The 18,709-nt window shown below is 64.1% G+C and carries 16 protein-coding genes; 14 read left to right on the top strand and 2 right to left on the bottom strand.

Annotated elements, in window-relative coordinates:
- Positions 1 to 40 precede the first annotated feature (40 nt).
- A complete protein-coding gene (locus M2375_RS17625; RefSeq protein WP_259169195.1) occupies positions 41 to 1,054 on the bottom strand; it encodes a DUF4349 domain-containing protein in 1,014 nt (337 codons plus the stop codon).
- A gap of 255 nt (positions 1,055 to 1,309) precedes the next feature.
- Here M2375_RS17625 and M2375_RS17620 point away from each other — a divergent pair, with 255 nt between their 5' ends.
- The 12 genes from M2375_RS17620 (at position 1,310) to accD (ending at position 15,138) form a co-directional block, all read left to right on the top strand.
- Positions 1,310 to 2,314, top strand: a complete 1,005-nt coding sequence (locus tag M2375_RS17620) for a LysR family transcriptional regulator (protein ID WP_259169194.1) — start codon at positions 1,310 to 1,312, stop codon at positions 2,312 to 2,314.
- Positions 2,315 to 2,357: 43 nt separating this feature from the next.
- A complete protein-coding gene (gene leuC, locus M2375_RS17615) occupies positions 2,358 to 3,782 on the top strand; it encodes a 3-isopropylmalate dehydratase large subunit (RefSeq protein WP_259169192.1) in 1,425 nt (474 codons plus the stop codon).
- Between the two features lie 27 nt (positions 3,783 to 3,809).
- Entirely contained in the window at positions 3,810 to 3,935 is a 126-nt protein-coding gene (locus M2375_RS17610) for an entericidin A/B family lipoprotein (RefSeq protein WP_259169190.1), read from the top strand.
- 85 nt (positions 3,936 to 4,020) lie between these two features.
- On the top strand, positions 4,021 to 4,683 hold the full coding sequence (gene leuD / locus M2375_RS17605; protein WP_259169189.1) for a 3-isopropylmalate dehydratase small subunit: 663 nt from the start codon (positions 4,021 to 4,023) through the stop codon (positions 4,681 to 4,683).
- A 72-nt stretch (positions 4,684 to 4,755) separates the two neighbouring features.
- Positions 4,756 to 5,823 carry a 3-isopropylmalate dehydrogenase gene (leuB, locus tag M2375_RS17600; protein ID WP_259169187.1) on the top strand — a complete coding sequence of 356 codons (1,068 nt, stop codon included), beginning with the start codon at positions 4,756 to 4,758 and terminating at the stop codon, positions 5,821 to 5,823.
- A gap of 486 nt (positions 5,824 to 6,309) precedes the next feature.
- On the top strand, positions 6,310 to 7,422 hold the full coding sequence (asd, locus tag M2375_RS17595) for an aspartate-semialdehyde dehydrogenase (RefSeq protein WP_259169186.1): 1,113 nt from the start codon (positions 6,310 to 6,312) through the stop codon (positions 7,420 to 7,422).
- 324 nt (positions 7,423 to 7,746) lie between these two features.
- Positions 7,747 to 10,488, top strand: a complete 2,742-nt coding sequence (locus tag M2375_RS17590) for a FimV/HubP family polar landmark protein (protein ID WP_259169185.1) — start codon at positions 7,747 to 7,749, stop codon at positions 10,486 to 10,488.
- An 87-nt stretch (positions 10,489 to 10,575) separates the two neighbouring features.
- On the top strand, positions 10,576 to 11,394 hold the full coding sequence (truA, locus tag M2375_RS17585; RefSeq protein WP_259169184.1) for a tRNA pseudouridine(38-40) synthase TruA: 819 nt from the start codon (positions 10,576 to 10,578) through the stop codon (positions 11,392 to 11,394).
- 12 nt (positions 11,395 to 11,406) lie between these two features.
- The gene (locus M2375_RS17580) at positions 11,407 to 12,138 is read left to right on the top strand and encodes a phosphoribosylanthranilate isomerase (protein WP_259169183.1); all 732 of its coding nucleotides are present in this window, start codon (positions 11,407 to 11,409) and stop codon (positions 12,136 to 12,138) included.
- Complete coding sequence (gene trpB, locus M2375_RS17575; protein WP_259169182.1) at positions 12,131 to 13,399, top strand: tryptophan synthase subunit beta; 1,269 nt, start codon at positions 12,131 to 12,133, stop codon at positions 13,397 to 13,399. The genes M2375_RS17580 and trpB overlap by 8 nt, the downstream gene beginning before the upstream one ends.
- Entirely contained in the window at positions 13,396 to 14,205 is an 810-nt protein-coding gene (gene trpA / locus M2375_RS17570) for a tryptophan synthase subunit alpha (RefSeq protein ID WP_259169180.1), read from the top strand. The genes trpB and trpA overlap by 4 nt, the downstream gene beginning before the upstream one ends.
- 60 nt (positions 14,206 to 14,265) lie before the next feature.
- Complete coding sequence (gene accD / locus M2375_RS17565; protein ID WP_259169179.1) at positions 14,266 to 15,138, top strand: acetyl-CoA carboxylase, carboxyltransferase subunit beta; 873 nt, start codon at positions 14,266 to 14,268, stop codon at positions 15,136 to 15,138.
- Between the two features lie 93 nt (positions 15,139 to 15,231).
- On the opposite strand, the gene M2375_RS17560 is transcribed toward accD, so the two are convergent.
- Positions 15,232 to 15,789, bottom strand: a complete 558-nt coding sequence (locus M2375_RS17560) for a YggT family protein (protein WP_259169177.1) — start codon at positions 15,787 to 15,789, stop codon at positions 15,232 to 15,234.
- Between the two features lie 255 nt (positions 15,790 to 16,044).
- Between M2375_RS17560 and lysS the strand changes: the two genes are divergently transcribed.
- Both lysS and M2375_RS17550 read left to right on the top strand, forming a co-directional pair.
- On the top strand, positions 16,045 to 17,586 hold the full coding sequence (gene lysS, locus M2375_RS17555) for a lysine--tRNA ligase (protein WP_259169176.1): 1,542 nt from the start codon (positions 16,045 to 16,047) through the stop codon (positions 17,584 to 17,586).
- Between the two features lie 106 nt (positions 17,587 to 17,692).
- On the top strand, positions 17,693 to 18,709 hold the full coding sequence (locus M2375_RS17550; protein WP_259169175.1) for a hypothetical protein: 1,017 nt from the start codon (positions 17,693 to 17,695) through the stop codon (positions 18,707 to 18,709).

Genomic DNA, 18,709 nt, shown 5'->3' with positions numbered 1-18,709 from the left:
ACCCGCATCGCTGGTGCTTTTTTCATGGCGGCTTGCGGTCTCAGCCTTGGCTGTCCTGCGATGCGGGCTTTGGCTCGATGGGTGCCCGGGCCGTGCTGCGGCGCAGCCAACGCTTGATCAGCATTCTCAGTGGCAACAACACCACCAAGGCGAGCGCCAGCAACCAAGGCAGCCACTGCGCTGTCGTCAAAATCAGCGCCTGCACACTGCGGGTCAAGCCATCCCAGCTGCGCTGCCAGGTTTGTTGCCAGGGGCTGTAGGAGCCGCTGCTGACCATGGCCCGGGTAGGCTGGAAACGCATCTGCACCAGCTGCTTGGCAGTATCGCGCTCCAGCAGCGCACGGTGGCTGCTGGCCGCATCGATCTCGGCTTGCACCTGCGACAGCATGTCCCGGATGGCCATCAGGTCCTGCAATGTGCGTTTGACATTCTTCTCCAGCAGCAGCGCGCGCAGGCTGTCGCGGTATTCGCTGCGGTTCTTGATCTGCGCCTCCACATCGACCACCTCAAAGCTCTTGTCCTCGGTCGTGGTCTGGTGGTTCAGCACCCGGGCCCCTGCGCCCAGCGCATCGGTGAGCGGGCCAAAGTCACGCGGGGCCACGCGCATCGTCAAAAACGCCTCTGCCGAGGACTGCGGGGTTTCGCGCCGCAGGTCTGAGGTTTCCACATAGCAATCCAGCGCCTCGCAGCGGCTTTTGACGGCGGCCCACAAATCTGCCAAATCAGCCGCCGGTGCCTCCACCTGCATGCGGTGGCTGATGGCTAAAAAGCGCTGGTCGGCGGCAGCAGCGCGGCCCTGTCCACCCCCTGCAGCAGCCACGTCAAAGGCAGCAGGTGCCGTTTCCATGCTGGCCATCTTGGCCATCGCACGTGCGGGGGGCGGCGCTGCGGCGGGTGCCGGCGCTGCATGCACCATGCGGGCCTCTGCCTGAGGCGCGCTCTGCCCGGCGTCTGGAGAGCAAGCGGACAGCAAAGCCGCGACCGCGATGGCGACGGCAGCCAAACCACAACGGGGCGCGTTGAACAGGCCGAAGGAAGAAGTGCGAGGTGACATGGTGATTCCGTTTTTTGAACATCGCAGCGTGCGACAGCTGCTCAATCGTAGTGAGCCGCTCCAACGGGGTCAAAGCCTTACAAAAACCTACATATTGACCAGGCCCATGGCGTCCCTAGCCCTACCCCCGCAGCGGCTCGCAAAGCCAGACTTTTCATGCAAATGACATATCAGCCATCGCAATCCACGATACCAAACCTGCCATTTGCCGCTAAAATCGCATTTGATTTCTAAAAATACGATACCTCCCCCGCCATGAAAAGCTCAGAGCGCAGTTTTGCGCGCCGCATTGACCTGACCTCGCTCCAGCTGTTTGTAGCCGTTTGCGAGCTGGGCAGCATTGGCCGGGCGGCGGAGCGGGAGTTCATCGCAGCATCGGCGGTCAGCAAGCGCCTGTCGGACCTGGAAACGGCGGTCGATACCCAGCTGCTCTACCGCCACAGCCGAGGCGTCACCCTGACCCCCGCCGGCGAGAGCCTGCTGCACCATGCGCGCAATGTGCTGTTTGGCCTGGAGCGCATGCAAGGTGAGCTGAGCGAGTACGCCGACGGCGTGCGCGGCCATGTACGCATCCATGCCAATATCTCCGCGATCGTGCAGTTTCTGCCTGAGGACCTGGGCAGCTTTGCGCGTGCGCACAGCCAGATCAAGATTGACCTGCAGGAGCATTTGAGCGCCGAGGTGATCCAAGCCGTGCACGAAGGCACGGCCGACCTGGGCATCTGCAACCCGGACACGGTCCCCAACACCGCCGAGATGGATCTGCAGTCGCGCCCCTACCGCAGCGACCACCTGATGCTGGTAGTGCCCCTGGGCCACGCGCTTGCCCAACGCAACACCATCAGCTTTGAAGAAGCGCTGGAATGGGACATCGTCGGCCTGCAATCGGGCAGCAGCATCAGCCAGGCGATGCGCTCGGCATCGGCCCAGCTGCGCCGCCCGCTGCGCCAGCGCATCCAGGTCACCAGCCTTGATGCTATGTGCCGCATGATCGACAACGGGCTGGGCATTGGCCTGCTGCCCGACCGCGCCTTTGCACTGATGCACGGCGTGGGCAACCTGCGCGGCATCCGCCTGGCCGATGCCTGGGCCCACCGCGAGCTGCGGTTGATGGCCCGCGATTTTGATGCGCTGCCGGTGACCGCGCGCCTGCTGGTGGAGCACCTCAGCCCCCGGCCCGCCGAGGGAGCACTGGCCCCCGGCGGCCAGGAGACCGCGCTGGCAGCCCATCTGCAGACCCAGACCTTTGCCCATCTTTGATATTTAGCCCCTTGATGAGACCCTTGACCCAAAGAGAACCACGATGACCGGACGCACCCTCTACGACAAGATTTTTGACGAGCACACCATCCACACCGAGGAGGATGGCACCGCTGTGCTGTATATCGACCGCCACCTGGTGCACGAAGTCACCAGCCCCCAGGCATTCGAAGGTCTGCGCATGGCCGGCCGCAAGCTCTGGCGCGTCAGCTCGGTGGTGGCGACGGCCGACCACAACACCCCCACCACCGGCTGGGAGCGCGGCTATGACGGCATCGAAGACCCGATCAGCAAAGAGCAGATCGTCACCCTGAACCACAACATTGGCGAATTCGGCGCGGCCGCCTTCTTCCCCTTCATGGACAAGGGCCAGGGCATCGTCCACGTGATGGGCCCCGAGCAAGGTGCCACCCTGCCGGGCATGACAGTGGTTTGCGGCGACAGCCACACCAGCACCCATGGCGCCTTTGGCGCGCTGGCGCACGGCATCGGCACCTCGGAAGTCGAGCACGTGATGGCCACCCAGACCCTGCTGGCCAAGAAGGCCAAGAACATGCTGATCAAGGTGGACGGCAAGGTGGCCCCGGGCGTGACCGCCAAGGACATCGTGCTGGCCATCATCGGCCGCATCGGCACGGCAGGCGGCACCGGCTACACCATCGAGTTTGCCGGCTCGGCCATCCGGGACCTGTCCGTGGAAGGCCGCATGACGGTCTGCAACATGGCGATTGAAGCCGGCGCCCGCGCAGGCCTCGTCGCCGTGGACAGCAAGACCATCGACTACGTCAAGGGCCGCCCGCTGGCACCCACCGGCGTGGAATGGGAACAGGCCGTCAGCTACTGGAAGACCTTGCACTCCGATGTGGATGCCAAGTTCGACACCGTGGTCACCTTGCGCGCTGAAGACATCGTGCCCCAGGTCACCTGGGGTACCAGCCCCGAGATGGTGCTGGGTGTGGATGCGACCGTGCCCGATCCGGACAAGGAAAAAGACCCGAACAAGCGCGGCGCCATCGAACGCGCGCTGACCTACATGAACCTGGAGCCCGGCAAGCCGATCAATGACATCTTCATCGACAAGGTGTTCATCGGCAGCTGCACCAACAGCCGCATCGAGGACATGCGCGAGGCCGCTGCCGTCGTCAAGAAGCTGGGCCAGAAAGTGGCCAAGAATGTGAAGCTGGCGATGGTGGTTCCCGGCTCCGGCCTGGTCAAGGCCCAGGCCGAGGCCGAAGGCCTGGACCAGATCTTTACCGCCGCCGGCTTTGAGTGGCGCGAACCGGGCTGCTCCATGTGCCTGGCGATGAACGCTGACCGCCTGGAGCCCGGTGAGCGCTGCGCATCGACCAGCAACCGCAACTTTGAAGGGCGCCAGGGCGCTGGTGGCCGCACCCACCTGGTCAGCCCCGCCATGGCCGCAGCCGCTGCCGTGCACGGCCATTTTGTCGACATTCGCCGCTTCTCCTGATCGCGGCCCTCAGCAGGAATACACGTGATGAAAACCCGTTTTGCACTGATCACCGTGGCCTTGGCCGCACTGCTCTCGGGCTGCAACACCATCCATGGCATTGGCCAGGATGTGCAAGGTGCCGGCAACGCCATTTCACGCGCCTCGCGGTAATCCGTCCCATCGATGTCGGGGCCTGGCAGCCCCAAGCCTAGCCGCCCGCTGCCAGCCCCACCTCTCCACAATGGAGGCTTCTCACATGCAAAAATTCACCATTCACCAGGGCCTGGTCGCTCCCATGGACCGCGAGAACGTCGACACCGACGCCATCATCCCCAAGCAGTTTCTGAAGTCGATCAAGAAGACCGGCTTTGGCGTCAACGCCTTCGACGAATGGCGCTACCTGGACCAACCCGGCCAGCCGGGCGTGCCCGAATCGGCCCGCAAGCCCAACCCGGATTTTGTGCTCAACCACAGCCGCTACCAGGGCGCCAGCATCCTGATCGCGCGCAAGAACTTTGGCTGCGGCTCCAGCCGTGAGCACGCCCCTTGGGCACTCGACCAGTTTGGCTTCCGTGCCATCCTGGCGCCCAGCTTTGCCGATATCTTCTTCAACAACTGCTTCAAGAATGGCCTGCTGCCCATCGTGCTGCCCGAGGCCACGGTGGACCTGCTGTTCAACGAAGTCGCGGTGAACCCGGGCTACAGCCTCACCATCGACCTGGACCAGCAGGTCATCCTGCGCCCCGGTGGCGAGGCCATTCCCTTTGATGTCATCGCCTTTCGCAAGTACTGCCTGCTCAATGGCTTTGACGACATCGGCCTGACCCTGCACCACAAGGACAAGATCCAGGCCTACGAAGCCAACCGCCTGGCCACCAAGCCCTGGCTGGCCCACAGCCTGGTGCAGGCCAAGGCCTGAGCCTGGACACGCCCCTTTCCCTCCTGCGCGCCTAGCCTGGGCGCAGGCCGCTATCCCTCAGTGAGAAAAACCATGAAAATCGCAGTGTTGCCCGGAGACGGCATTGGCCCAGAAATCGTTGCAGAAGCTGTCAAGGTGCTCGATGCCCTCAAGCTGAACCTGGAGCTGCAAAGCGCCCCCGTGGGCGGCGCCGCCTACGAGGCCTCCGGCCACCCGCTGCCACCGGCCACCCTGGCGCTGGCACAAGCCTCGGACGCCATCCTGTTCGGCGCCGTGGGCGACTGGAAGTACGACACCTTGGAGCGCGCGCTGCGCCCCGAGCAAGCCATTCTGGGCCTGCGCAAGGCGCTGGGCCTGTTCGCCAACTTCCGTCCCGCCATCTGCTACAAGGAGCTGACCCATGCCTCCAGCCTCAAGCCCGAGCTGGTATCCGGTCTCGATATCCTCATCATCCGCGAGCTGACCGGCGACATCTACTTTGGCCAGCCACGCGGCCGCCGCAGCGCCCCGGACGGCCACTTCCCCGGCGCCGAAGAAGCCTTCGACACCATGCGCTACAGCCGCCCCGAGATCGAGCGCATCGGCCATGTGGCCTTCCAGGCCGCCCAAAAGCGCAGCAAGCGCGTGACCAGCGTGGACAAGGCCAATGTGCTGGAGACTTTCCAGCTGTGGAAGGACGTGATGACCGAAGTGGGCAAGCAGTACCCTGATGTGCAGCTGGACCACATGTATGTCGACAACGCCGCGATGCAGCTGGTCAAGGAACCCAAGCGTTTTGACGTGGTCGTCACCGGCAATATGTTTGGCGACATCCTGAGCGACGAAGCCTCGATGCTGACCGGCTCGATCGGCATGCTGCCTTCGGCCAGCCTGAACGACAAAAAGCAAGGCCTGTACGAGCCCAGCCACGGCTCGGCCCCCGACATCGCCGGCAAGGGCGTGGCCAACCCGTTGGCAACCATCCTATCGGCCGCGATGATGCTGCGCTTCAGCCTGGGCCAGGAAGCCGCTGCCCTGAAGATTGAAGCTGCCGTGCAGAAGGTGCTGGCCCAAGGCCTGCGCACGCCAGACATCTACAGCGAAGGCACGACCAAGGTGGGCACCCAGCAAATGGGCGATGCCGTGGTGGCCGCGCTGTAAACAGCCCCATCCCCCCACCCTCGACGAGCGGCCTGCGGGCCGCTTTTTTGCGCCTGCCGATACCCTGCCAGCACGCACACACAGCCACCCCAGCGGGCATGGAACGGCAAAACGACGACGGAACTGCGCCAAGGCTTCACCAATAGTCATTTCGACGAATCAAAACTTATAAAATTGACGAAAAATAGTTTTCAATGACATATATACATACGCTTCGATGCGCCAGCACTTGAAATTTATAAAATATTCTTGCCCATTTTCTTTTTTTGACGCTAGAATAGCTCCCTATGTTTGCGCACTGCCCTGTTTCTTGGCTGAAGACCACCACCCCCATTGAGGCGGGTATGGTTGCGCACGCATACACATTCACAACCACCACGAAGATTACCGGCTGATCCAGCCTGGTTCGTCGTGCGCCTCCCCCCTGGCCGACGAGCCAGGCCCTCAGCCCCCGTGGTATTTCCTTTAGGTACACAAGGGCGTTTTATGAGCAAGCAATTGGTAGGTTTGGTGGGCTGGCGCGGCATGGTCGGCTCGGTGTTGATGGACCGTATGCAGGCCGAGGGTGACTTCGCGCTGATCGAGCCGGTGTTTTTCTCCACCTCCAACGCAGGCGGCAAGGCCCCAGCCATGGCGACCGTGCACACCCAGCTCAAGGATGCCAACGACATTGCCGAGCTGTCCAAGTGCGACATCATCATCACCTGCCAAGGCGGCGACTACACCAAGGACGTCTTCCCCAAGATCCGGGCTGCCGGCTGGAATGGACACTGGATTGATGCAGCCTCGTCCTTGCGCATGCAAGACGATGCCGTCATCGTGCTCGACCCCGTCAATGACGCCCTGATCCAGCGCAAGCTGGCCGCTGGCGGCAAGAACTGGATTGGCGGCAACTGCACTAACTCCATCTTGCTGATGGGCCTGTCGGGCCTGTTCAACGCAGGTCTGGTCGACTGGGTCTCGTCGATGACCTACCAGGCCGCCTCCGGTGGCGGTGCCAACCACATGCGTGAGCTGCTCAAGGGCATGGGCGTGGTGCATGCTGCCGTGGCCGATGAACTGGCCACGCCTGCCTCCGCCATTTTGGAAATCGACCGCAAGGTGGCCCAAACCATCCGCAGCGATGTGCCCACCGAGTTCTTTGGCGCGCCACTGGCCGGCGGCCTGATCCCCTGGATCGACGCCCAGCTGGACAACGGCCAGTCCAAGGAAGAGTGGAAAGGCCAGGCGGAGGTCAACAAGATCCTGGGCACCGATGCCACCATCCCCGTCGACGGCCTGTGCGTGCGCATTGGCGCCATGCGCTGCCACAGTCTGGCGCTGACCTTGAAGCTGAACAAGGACCTGCCGCTGGCCGAGATCGAGGCCTTGATCAAGGGCGGCAACGACTGGGTCAAGTGGGTGCCCAACGAGCGCGCCGTGACCGTCAAGGAGCTGACCCCCGCTGCCGTCACCGGTGGTCTGGAAGTGGCCGTGGGCCGGGTGCGCAAGCTGAACATGGGCCCGGAATACGTCTCCGCCTTCGTGATCGGCGACCAGCTGCTGTGGGGCGCTGCCGAGCCGCTGCGCCGCATGCTGCGCATCTTGCTGGCCGCCTGATCAAGCGACTGAAATACCACACCTTCCGGCCCTGCACACAGCAGCCGGAAGGTGTTTTTCATGGCGTTTTGGCAGTACGGCCGATGCGGCTCTGCCCTGTGCCCAGCCGCTAAAAAGTTGCTCCAGAGCAACAATCCGGCGAGCCAGCCCGGCCCCGAGCGTCCGATCAAAAAAGAAGCCCATTCCTTAACTTGTCACCCCAAGACATTACTGTTAAGGTGCTTTTTACTGATAATTACCAATTTCGCGTCTTAGGGGGAGGGCTTTCTCATGGGTACAAAAACAACCCCGCACGCTTCTACAATTATTCAATCAAATAGCACTATGCATCGCTGGAAAATCACTGCGCTTGCCGCCGCCATGGCAGCCTTTGGACTGTACACAGGGGAGGCAGCGGCACTCGCGCTGGGCAAGATCAATGTGAAGTCCGCGCTGGGCGAGCCCCTGCGCGCGGAAATTGAAGTTCCGCAGATCAACGACGCCGAGGCCGACACCTTGCAGGTCAAGACGGCATCGTCCGCTGTTTTCCGCACCCAAGGCATGGACTACTCCGGCACGGCCAGCTCCGTGCGCGCCCAATTGCAGCGCCGCGCCAACGGCACGGCGGTGATCGTGTTGACCACCCAGCGCCCGGTCAACGACCCCTTTGTCGACTATGTGATTGATGCCAACTGGAACTCGGGCCAGGTCGTGCGCAGCTACACCATGCTGTTTGACCCGCCCAACCTGCGCAAGGCCGAAGCCGCCGTCACCATCGCCCCACAAATCAGCGCTGCGGCCAGCCCCGCAGCCCGCCCACCCGCACCCCCTGTGCGCGTGATCGAAGAGCCCCTGGCATCGGCCACGCCAGCACCGGCCCCAGCCGCCCGCAGCGCGGCTGCCGCGCCCCGCCCTGCGCCGCGCGCCAATGTGCCAGCCAGCGCCTCCAACAACGCCGGCGGCGACACCGTGCGTACCCAACGTGGTGACACGCTGGGCCGCATCGCTGCACAGAACAAGCCGGCCGATATCTCGCTGGACCAGATGCTGGTCGCCGTGGTGCAAAGCAACCCGCACGCTTTTGTTGGCGGCAACGTCAACCGCATGAAGGCCGGCGTCAACCTGACCATGCCGTCCGCTGAACAAGCGCGCGCCGTCTCGCCACGCCAGGCCCGCCAGATGGTGGCCGCGCAAAGCCGCGACTTCAACAGCTACCGCAGCCAGCTCGCCGCCAAGGCAGCGCCGGCCCAGGTCGCCACCGACACGCGCGCAGCCAGCGGCAAGGTCGAGGCATCGGTTGACGACAAGAAACCCCAAAGCGTAGCCCCCGACCAGCTCAAGCTGAGCAAGGAAGCCGCCAAGGGCAGCAAGTCTGCAGAAGCCAGCGTCGCCAGTGCCCAGCAGGCCAATGCCGCTCAGGAGCGCACCTCCGAGCTGAACAAGAACATCGAAGAGCTGAACAAGCTCAAGCAAGCCGCTGCAGGCAGCGCCGCTGCTGCAGCCTCGTCTACCAGCCCAGCCGACAGCAAGCCTGCCGCGACGGCCACCGTGCCTGCCTCGGGCAATACACCAGCACCTGCCGCCGCAGCACCCGCAGCCACCCCTGCGCCCGCTGCAGCCCCCGCTACACCGGCCGTGACTGCTGCCACGCCTGCACCTGTTGCAGCGCCTGCTGCAGCTGCGGCCAGTTCCGGCGACGCCGCTGCGCCTGTTGCAGCGCCGGCTGTGGCACCCAAGCCCGTCCCCAAACCCGCACCTGCGCCTGTCGAAGAGCCCAGCTTTGTCGACGACCTGCTGGCCAACCCCTTGCTGCCAGCCGCTGGCGGTCTGGCCATCCTGGCCCTGCTGGGCGGTCTGTGGTACCGCAGCAAAAAGCGCAAAGAAGGCGTGGACGCAGCCACCGACTCGGTGCTGGAGAGCAGCCTAGCGCAAGACTCCTTCTTTGGCGCCAGCGGCGGCCAGCACATCGACACCTCGGTCAGCGCCATGACCACCGGCAACTCCTCGCTGGCCTACACCCCCAGCCAGCTCGATGCCGGCGATGTGGACCCCGTGGCCGAGGCCGACGTCTACCTGGCCTATGGCCGCGATCTGCAGGCCGAAGAAATCCTCAAGGAAGCGCTGCGCACCAGCCCTACCCGCAGCGCCCTGCATGCCAAGCTGGCCGAGATCTACGCCAAGCGCAAGGACCGCCTGGCGCTGGAGAGCATTGCCAAGGATGCGCGCCAACTGACCGGCGGCACCGGCCCCGATTGGTTGCGCATCGCAGCCCTGGGCCAAGAGCTGGATGCGGCCAACCCGATCTACCAGAACAACACGGCTACCGTGCCATCGGCCGAGATCGTCACGCCTGCAGCACTGGCCGCCGCAGCCGCCGCCGCACGTGCCGAGCCGATCCCGTTCGAGAACACCCTGCCGCCCACCACGATGGCAGCGGCCGACCCTGCCAGCGCATTCAGCCCCTCCACGGGTCTGGATTTTGCGATGAGCAGCCAGTTGACCGAGACCCCGGATGCAGCGGCACGCTACCAGGCTCCGGCCCCAGCGGCACCCGTTGCAGCGCCACCCGCCCCGGTGGCCGATGCGGGCCTGGCCTTTGAGGCCCTGGCACCGGCTGCGGCCAAGCCTTCGATGTCGATGGAAGATTTCGACCGCCAGCTGGCAGAAGCACTGAGCATTCCGTCGGAGCTGTCCCCCGGCCCTGCGCCCGAAGCTGCCCAGAGCCTGGAGACCCAGCCTGGCTCCTTGGATTTCCAGCTCAGCGATTTCGACAACCAGAGCACGGCCCAGATGCCCATCGGTGACAAGCGTGCGCCGACCATGGACTTCGACATGACCTCGCTGGCACTGGACCTGCCTGGCTCCGGCGAGCCCGACCATACCCACCCGGTGACCTTGGCCGACGACATGGCCGGCCTGGAGATCGATGACAGCGATCCGCTGGCCACCAAGCTGACCTTGGCCCAGGAATTCCTGGCCATCGGCGACAAGGAAGGCGCCCGTTCGCTGGCTGAAGAAGTCATGGCCGAATCGTCCAGCGCCACGGTCAAGGCCCAAGCCCAGCGTCTGCTGGACCAAAGCCGCTGAGCGCAACAATCGCCTCCGCTCCAAGCCCCGCACTGCGGGGCTTTTTCATGGCCGGGCCCGCTGGCACCAGCAGTTATGATGGGCGCCATGCGAATCGCCCTGGGCATCACCTATAACGGACAGGCCTACCAGGGCTGGCAAAGCCAGCCCAGTGGAAACACTGTCCAAGACCATCTTGAAGCGGCCCTGGGCCGTTTTGCCGCCTCTCCCATCTCCACCATCTGCGCTGGCCGCACCGATGCCGGTGTCCACGGCCTCATGCAGGTCGTGCATTTCGACGCACCGGTCGAGCGTGCCGAGCCCTCCTGGGTGCGCGGCACCAATACCTTTTTGCCCAAGGACATTGCCGTCCAATGGGCCCGGACCGTGCCCGATGCCTTCCACAGCCGCGCCTGCGCCACCTCGCGACGCTATGGCTACGCGCTGCTGCAGTCGCCGGTGCGCCCCAGCGTGGAGCACGGCCGGGTCGGCTGGGTGTTCCAGCCGCTGGATCTGGAAGCGATGGAGCGCGCCGCGCAGTACCTGCTGGGCGAGCATGATTTCTCCTCCTTTCGCGCAGCGGGCTGCCAGGCCAAGTCGCCCGTCAAGACCTTGTACGCCATCCAGATCGGCCGCAGTGCGCAGCGCCCCAGCGCCTCACGCGACGGGGTGCCGTCCTGCTACTGGCGTTTTGATTTCCAGGGCAGCGCCTTCTTGCACCACATGATTCGCAACATCATGGGCTGCCTGGTGGTGATCGGCCAGGGCGTCAAACCGCCTGAATGGATGCACGAGGTGCTCGAAGCGCGCAGCCGCGAGATCGCTGCACCCACCTTCTCGCCCGATGGCCTGTACTTTTTGGGCCCCCAGTACGACGCGCACTGGGGTCTGCCCAACGAGGCCATCTCTTTCGACTGGTTTGCCTGAACAAGGACCCCCATGACTGCCATCCACGCCACAGCGGGCCGCACCCGCATCAAGATCTGCGGGCTGACCCGCGAGCAAGATGTGGACGCGGCCGTGGCCGCCGGGGCCGATGCCATCGGCTTTGTGCTCTACCCCGCCAGCCCCCGGGCCGTGAGCGTCAAGCGCGCCGCCGAGCTGGCACGCCGCCTGCCCGCTTTTGTGACGCCGGTGCTGCTGTTTGTCAATGAATCCCCTGTCCAGGTGATGGCGGCCTGCGCCCAGGTGCCCGGCGCGATGGCGCAGTTCCACGGAGACGAGAGCCCAGAACAGTGCCTGGCATCCACCGGCGGCGGCGAGCGCAGCTTTTTGCGCGCTGCGCGCATACCCCTAGGCGACGCTGCACTGCAGTTTGACCTCGTAGAATATGCCCATCGTTATTCACACGCCAAGGCCATCTTGCTCGACGCCCATGTCGAGGGATTCGGCGGCGGCGGCAAAGCATTCAATTGGTCACTGCTTCCAACAAACGTAGCCTCTCATCTCGTTTTGTCTGGTGGACTCACGCCTGCAAACGTGACCGATGGCATTGTGCAAGTCAGACCGCGCTGCATCTCGCTCGCGGTGGATGTCAGCTCCGGCGTTGAGATGACCGGTGCCGATGGCAAGGCCATCAAGGGCACCAAGGACGCCGAAAAAATCCAACAGTTTGTCGCTGCCGTACGCGCCGCCGACACACTACTTGCCAAGAATCCCTTCCATGTTTGAATACCAACAACCCGATCTCGCGGGCCATTTCGGCCCCTACGGTGGCAGTTTTGCCAGCGAAACCCTGACCCACGCCTTGGTGGAGCTGCGCGAGGCCTATGCCAAGTACCAGCACGACCCGGAATTCATGCGCGAATTCCACTACGAGCTGGCCCACTATGTCGGCCGCCCGTCGCCGGTCTACCACGCAGCGCGCATGTCGCGCGAGATGGGGGGCGCGCAGATCTACCTCAAGCGCGAGGACCTCAACCACACCGGCGCCCACAAGATCAACAATGTGATCGGCCAGGCCATGCTCGCCAAGCGCATGGGCAAGCCGCGCATCATTGCCGAGACCGGTGCCGGCCAGCACGGTGTGGCCACCGCCACCATCTGCGCCCGCTATGGCCTCGAATGCGTGGTCTACATGGGCAGCGAAGACGTGCGGCGCCAAAGCCCCAATGTCTACCGCATGAAGCTGCTGGGCGCCACCGTGGTGCCCGTCGATTCGGGCAGCAAAACGCTCAAGGACGCGCTCAACGAAGCCATGCGCGACTGGGTGGCCAACGTGGACAACACCTTCTACATCATCGGCACCGTGGCGGGCCCCCACCCCTATCCGATGATGGTGCGCGATTTCCAAAGCGTGATCGGCAATGAGTGCCTGACCCAGATGCCTGCGCTGTTCAAGGAGCAGAACATGGCTGCCGAGCAGCCCGATGCCGTGATCGCCTGCGTAGGCGGCGGCAGCAATGCCATGGGGATTTTCTACCCCTATATCCCCTTCGAGAACACGCGCCTGATCGGCGTCGAAGCCGCCGGCGAGGGCCTGGACAGCGGCAAGCACTCGGCGTCGCTGCAGCGCGGCTCGTCTGGCGTGCTGCATGGCAACCGCACCTACATCCTGCAGGACGACAACGGCCAGATCACCGAAACCCATTCGATCAGCGCTGGCCTGGACTACCCCGGCGTGGGCCCCGAGCACGCCTGGTTGCAGGAAATCGGCCGCGCCCAGTACGTGGGCATCACCGACCAAGAAGCGCTCGACGCCTTCCACTACCTGTGCCACACCGAGGGCATCATCCCCGCGCTGGAATCCAGCCATGCCGTGGCCTATGCGATGAAGCTGGCCAAAACCATGCGCGCCGACCAGTCGATTCTCGTCAGCCTCTCGGGCCGTGGCGACAAGGACATTGGCACCGTGGCCGATCTCTCCGGTGTGGACTTCTACGCCCAACCTTCCAGCCGCGGTGTGGCCGTCAAGGGAAGCTATACAAAATGAGCCGTATTGCCGCAACTTTCGACCAGCTGACGCTGGCCGGCCGCAAGGCCTTGATTCCCTATGTCACCGCCGGCTTCCCGTTTGCCGACATCACCCCCGCGCTGATGCACGGCATGGTGGATGCCGGTGCCGATGTGATCGAGCTGGGCGTGCCCTTTTCCGACCCCATGGCCGACGGCATCGTCATCCAGAAGGCGGGCGAGAAAGCGCTGGCGCTGGGCATTGGCATGAAGCAGGTGCTGGCCATGGTGGCCGAGTTCCGCCTGAAGGACAACATCACGCCGGTGGTGCTGATGGGTTACGCCAACCCGGTTGAGCGCTATGAGCAGATCAACGGCAGCGGCGCCTTTGTGCGCGATGCGGCCGCTGCCGGTGTGGATGGCCTGCTGGTGGTAGACTACCCGCCCGAAGAATGCGAAGCCTTTGCGGCCGATCTGCGTGCGCATGGCATGGACCTCATCTTCCTGCTGGCGCCCACCTCGACCCCCGAGCGCATGCAGCAAGTGGCGCGCGTGGCCAGTGGCTATGTGTACTATGTCTCGCTCAAGGGCGTGACCGGTGCCGGCACGCTCGACACCGCAGCGGTCGAGGCCATGCTGCCGCTGATCCGCCAGCATGTGCACATCCCTGTGGGCGTGGGCTTTGGCATTCGCGATGCGCAGACGGCACAGGCCATCGGCAAAGTGGCCGATGCTGTCGTGATCGGCACCCGCATCATCCAGCTGATCGAAAACCAGCCCCACGAAAAGGTCGTGGCGCTGGTCGCCGATTTTTTGCGTGGCATCCGCAAGGCGCTTGACGCATAATGCGCCTCCTGGGCTGCGCAGAGCGCAGCCCCACGCGTGCGAGAGCAAAGGAAAACAACCATGTCCTGGCTAGAGAAACTGTTACCCGCCAAGATCCAGCACACTGACCCGGCCGATCGCCGCCAGATGCCCGAAGGCCTGTGGATCAAGTGCCCTGCCTGCGAAGCCGTGCTGTATAAGGCCGACCTGGAGCACAACTTCAATGTCTGCCCCAAGTGCAGCCACCACCACCGCATGTCGGCGCGTGCACGCCTGAACCAGTTCCTCGACGCCGAAGGCCGCTACGAGATTGGCCAGGAAGTGCTGCCCGTCGATGCGCTCAAGTTCAAGGACAGCCGCAAGTACCCCGAGCGCCTCAAAGAAGCGCTGGAGAACACCGGTGAGACCGATGCGCTGGTGGTGATGGGTGGCTCGGTCAAGAGCATCAACCTGGTCGTTGCCTGCTTCGAGTTCGAATTCATGGGCGGATCCATGGGCTCGGTCGTTGGCGAGCGCTTTGTGCGCGGCGTCGAAACCGCCATCGAGCAAAAAGTGCCTTTTGTGTGCTTCACCGCTACCGGCGGCGCCCGCATGCAAGAAGGCCTGCTCAGCCTGATGCAAATGGCCAAGACCAATGCCGCCTTGACCCGCTTTGCCAAAAAGGGCCTGCCCTACGTCAGCGTGCTGACCGACCCCACCATGGGTGGCGTGTCTGCCGGTTTTGCCTTTATGGGCGATATCGTCATGGCCGAACCCAAGGCGCTGATCGGCTTTGCCGGCCCACGCGTGATCGAGAATACCGTGCGTGTGAAGCTGCCTGAAGGCTTCCAGCGCGCCGAGTTCCTGCAGCAAAAGGGTGGCGTAGACATGATCGTGGACCGCCGCGAGCTGCGCGACCGCATTGCCAGCAGCCTGGCGATGCTGCAGCGCCTGCCGGCTGACGCTGTCTCCTGATGCGCCTTGCGGCCTGCCCGGGCCGCTAACCCCAAGAAAACCGCCTATGGCGGTTTTTCTGCGTCTGGGCCCTGGCTGGCGCCCACTACGGCATCACACGGCCATCAGCAAGCTCGACTGCAAGTGCGCCAGCATGATGGAGATGATCTGCAAGCCCACCAACAGCGCGATGGGCGAGAGATCGACCCCGCCGACCAGCGGAATGATCTTGCGCAAGGGGCGCAGCAGCGGGGCGGTGAGCTGGTAGAACAGCGCGTTCATCACCGCATTGCCCGAGGCCAGCCAGGACAGCACCGCATGCACCAGGGTGATGACCACCATCGTGGAAATGGCGATATTGACCACGCCAATAGTGGCCACCACCAGCACCGACACCAGCGATGCCAGGCCGCCCGAGAGCAGCCACAGCAGCACAAACTGCAGCAGCTGCACCAGCCAAGCGCCCAAGATGCTGGCCCAGTCACCACCCGGCAGGCCCTTGGTGATCCTGCGCAAGGGCAGCACCATCCAGCTGGTCAGCGCCAGCACCAGCTGCCCCAGGGGGTTGTTGAAGGACACGCGCTGGTACTGCATGTACCAGCGCAGCAGGCAGGCGCCAGTCAGCAGGCCACCGGCGATATTGAGCAGCAGGGACAGGATTTGAAAAAGCATGGGTGTTTCCAGTCGGGGGCCATCCCGTTTGCGATGTGATCTGCTATGTAAAAGGAAGCTGGCAAGCCAATGGCAAAGGGCTTGGTGCGGATATTTTATGGCCCCGGGCAGCGCCTGGACCGGCAAATCCCCCAGGCCGCCAGGGACGAAAAGCGGCGCAGCAGTCGGACACTACGGCTTTTGCGGGCACAGGGCCTGCGAAAAATCTTAAAATGGCAGGTTTTGGCCGTTCACCAGCGCAATGCTGGCCTCTTCATGTCTGAAAACCACACCACTCCCGAGACCGCGCCGGTTGCGCAGGACGAAAACCAACTGATTGCCGAGCGCCGCGAAAAACTCAAAGCCCTGCGCGAAGCACAGCGCCAAGGCAAAGGTGTGGCTTTCCCCAATGACTTCAAGCCCGCCGACCGCGCAGCCGAGCTGATTGCCGCCCATGCGGACAAGGATGCCACCGACCTGGAAGCCGCCGCCATCACGGTGAGCGTGGGCGGGCGCATGATGCTCAAGCGCGTCATGGGCAAGGCCAGCTTTGCCACCGTGCAAGATGCCACCGGCCGCATCCAGCTCTACGTCACCCGCGATACCGTCGGTGAAGAGATCTATGCCGACTTCAAGAAGTGGGATCTGGGCGACATCATCGGCGCCGAAGGCCTGCTGATGAAGACCAAGACCGGCGAATTGTCGATCAAGGTCAGCAAGATCCGCATGCTCACCAAGAGCCTGCGCCCCATGCCCGACAAGTTCCACGGCATGGCCGATCTGGAGCAGAAGGTGCGCCAGCGCTACGTCGACCTGATGACCGATGAAGAAGCGCGCAAGCGCTTTGTGGCCCGCTCCAAGGCGGTCTCCGGCATCCGTGAGTTCATGGTCGAGCACGGCTTCCTGGAAGTGGAAACCCCGATGCTGCACCCCATCCCCGGTGGTGCCAATGCCAAGCCCTTCATCACCCACCACAATGCGCTGGACCAGGAGATGTACCTGCGCATTGCGCCTGAGCTCTACCTCAAGCGCCTGATCGTGGGCGGCTTCGAGCGCGTGTTCGAGATCAACCGCAACTTCCGCAACGAAGGGGTGTCGGTGCGCCACAACCCCGAGTTCACGATGATGGAGTTCTACGCGGCCTACTGGAACTACCGCGACCTGATGGACTACACCGAAGCGCTGATCCGCGATGCGGCGATGAAGGCCGTGGGCACCCTGGAGCTGACCTACGGCGGCAAGCCGGTGGACCTGACCCAGCCCTTCGAGCGCCTGACCATCACCGAAGCCATCGTCAAGTACACCGATGCCGGCGAGAACGTGGGCAACCGCGAATGGCTCACCAATGCCTTGAAGAAGCTGGGCATGAAGGAAGACAAGGACAAGCTGGCGGGCCGCACCCTGGCCAGCCTGCAGGTGCTGTACTTCGAAGAAACGGTCGAAGACAAGCTCTGGAACCCCACCTTCATCATGGAGCACCCGACCGAGATCAGCCCCCTGGCCCGCGCCAACGATGACCGCCCCGAAGTGACCGAGCGCTTTGAGCTCTACATCACCGGACGCGAATTCGGCAATGGCTTCTCGGAGCTGAACGACGCCGAAGACCAGGCCGCCCGCTTCAATGCCCAGGTCGCTGCCAAGGATAGCGGCGATGACGAAGCCATGTACTACGACCACGACTTTGTGCGTGCGCTGGAGTACGGCATGCCCCCCACCGGCGGCTGCGGCATCGGTATCGACCGCTTCATGATGCTGCTGACTGACAGCGCCAGCATCCGCGACATCATCTTGTTCCCGGCGCTGCGCCGCGAGCAATAACGCGCCCCGCAGGCCCTCGGCCTGCCAGCAGCGCCAAGCGGCATAGGCTGTCCCAAGCGCCTATGCCGCTTTTTCATGCCCGCCTGCCGCCGATATACTGGCCTGCATGCAAATACCCCGCTACTGGGCGCAAACGCGCCTGCGCCATGAAACCGGCCGCCGCCATGGTGCCACCGTACAACGCTGGGGCTGGTCCGACCAGAGCGCACAGGCCGCGCAAGCCCATGCCCAGGAGCGCGCCCAGGCCGCGCTCGACCAGGTGTTCAACGCTCCGCAGCGGCGCAACCTGGATGCCCGCTTTCAGCGCATGGAGCGGCTGGGCGAATACGGCCTGAACGACCAGACCCCCATCCGAGAAGAGATTCTTGCGCAGCGTGGCCAGACGGTGATGACCCGCAACAGCTACGGTGCGCACTGCCTCAACACCCCCCACGTCGCCATCGCTGACATGGACTTCCCTCCAGCGCCCACGCCGCCCAGCCCCGCGCTGCTGCTCATTACGGCAGCCATGGCACTGGCCGTGTGCTTCGTGCTGTTTGCCTTGGGCGCGGCCCTGGTGGCTGCCGTGGTTCTGGCAGGCGCTGCCCTGGTGCTCGCCCGCTGGCTCAAACGCTGGCTGGCAGCAAGGCAAAAGCTGGCCGGGCGCGCCGATCCGCGCCAAGCAGCGCTGGAGCGCGTGACCGCCTTCAGCCAGCAGCACCCGGACTGGGGCCTGCGCATCTACAGCACACCCAAGGGATTGCGCATCATCGTGACCCACCAGACCATGCTGCCCAGCGACAGTGCAGTGCAGGCCTTGTTCTCCGCCCTGCAGGTAGACCCGATCTACCAGCGCTTGTGCCTGCAGCAGCAGTGCTTTCGCGCCCGTGTCACTGGCAAGCCCTGGCGCATGGACATGTCCGGCCCCAGCCCCCAGGTGCGCCGCTGGCCGGTGGCCGGCAACCAGCTGGCCGCCCGGGCCGACTGGACGCACACCTATGACAAGCAGGCGGCGCAGTACAGCGCCTGCCAGTTCATTGCGCAGCTGGGGCAGACCGGCATGGTGGCGGCCGACATCCAGGCCCTGGTCGATTGGCACGATGAGGCCTGCCGCGCCCATGAAAGCCAGCGGCCATTGGCCTGA

This window comes from Comamonas sp. BIGb0152 (genome assembly GCF_024809975.1).
Classification (GTDB): domain Bacteria; phylum Pseudomonadota; class Gammaproteobacteria; order Burkholderiales; family Burkholderiaceae_C; genus Comamonas.
Note: the sequence above shows the minus strand (reverse complement) of the source record. Positions and strands in the feature narration are given on the sequence as shown.

Bases quoted from the DNA above. Each gene is read 5' to 3' on its own strand.
- leuB (WP_259169187.1), top strand. From the start codon at position 4,756: ATGAAAATCGCAGTGTTGCCCGGAGACGGCATTGGCCCAGAAATCGTT.
- M2375_RS17550 (WP_259169175.1), top strand. From the start codon at position 17,693: ATGCAAATACCCCGCTACTGGGCGCAAACGCGCCTGCGCCATGAAACC.
- lysS (WP_259169176.1), top strand. From the start codon at position 16,045: ATGTCTGAAAACCACACCACTCCCGAGACCGCGCCGGTTGCGCAGGAC.
- leuC (WP_259169192.1), top strand. From the start codon at position 2,358: ATGACCGGACGCACCCTCTACGACAAGATTTTTGACGAGCACACCATC.
- trpB (WP_259169182.1), top strand. From the start codon at position 12,131: ATGTTTGAATACCAACAACCCGATCTCGCGGGCCATTTCGGCCCCTAC.
- M2375_RS17560 (WP_259169177.1), bottom strand. From the start codon at position 15,789: ATGCTTTTTCAAATCCTGTCCCTGCTGCTCAATATCGCCGGTGGCCTG.
- accD (WP_259169179.1), top strand. From the start codon at position 14,266: ATGTCCTGGCTAGAGAAACTGTTACCCGCCAAGATCCAGCACACTGAC.
- M2375_RS17610 (WP_259169190.1), top strand. From the start codon at position 3,810: ATGAAAACCCGTTTTGCACTGATCACCGTGGCCTTGGCCGCACTGCTC.
- trpA (WP_259169180.1), top strand. From the start codon at position 13,396: ATGAGCCGTATTGCCGCAACTTTCGACCAGCTGACGCTGGCCGGCCGC.
- leuD (WP_259169189.1), top strand. From the start codon at position 4,021: ATGCAAAAATTCACCATTCACCAGGGCCTGGTCGCTCCCATGGACCGC.
- M2375_RS17590 (WP_259169185.1), top strand. From the start codon at position 7,747: ATGCATCGCTGGAAAATCACTGCGCTTGCCGCCGCCATGGCAGCCTTT.
- M2375_RS17620 (WP_259169194.1), top strand. From the start codon at position 1,310: ATGAAAAGCTCAGAGCGCAGTTTTGCGCGCCGCATTGACCTGACCTCG.
- asd (WP_259169186.1), top strand. From the start codon at position 6,310: ATGAGCAAGCAATTGGTAGGTTTGGTGGGCTGGCGCGGCATGGTCGGC.
- truA (WP_259169184.1), top strand. From the start codon at position 10,576: ATGCGAATCGCCCTGGGCATCACCTATAACGGACAGGCCTACCAGGGC.
- M2375_RS17580 (WP_259169183.1), top strand. From the start codon at position 11,407: ATGACTGCCATCCACGCCACAGCGGGCCGCACCCGCATCAAGATCTGC.
- M2375_RS17625 (WP_259169195.1), bottom strand. From the start codon at position 1,054: ATGTCACCTCGCACTTCTTCCTTCGGCCTGTTCAACGCGCCCCGTTGT.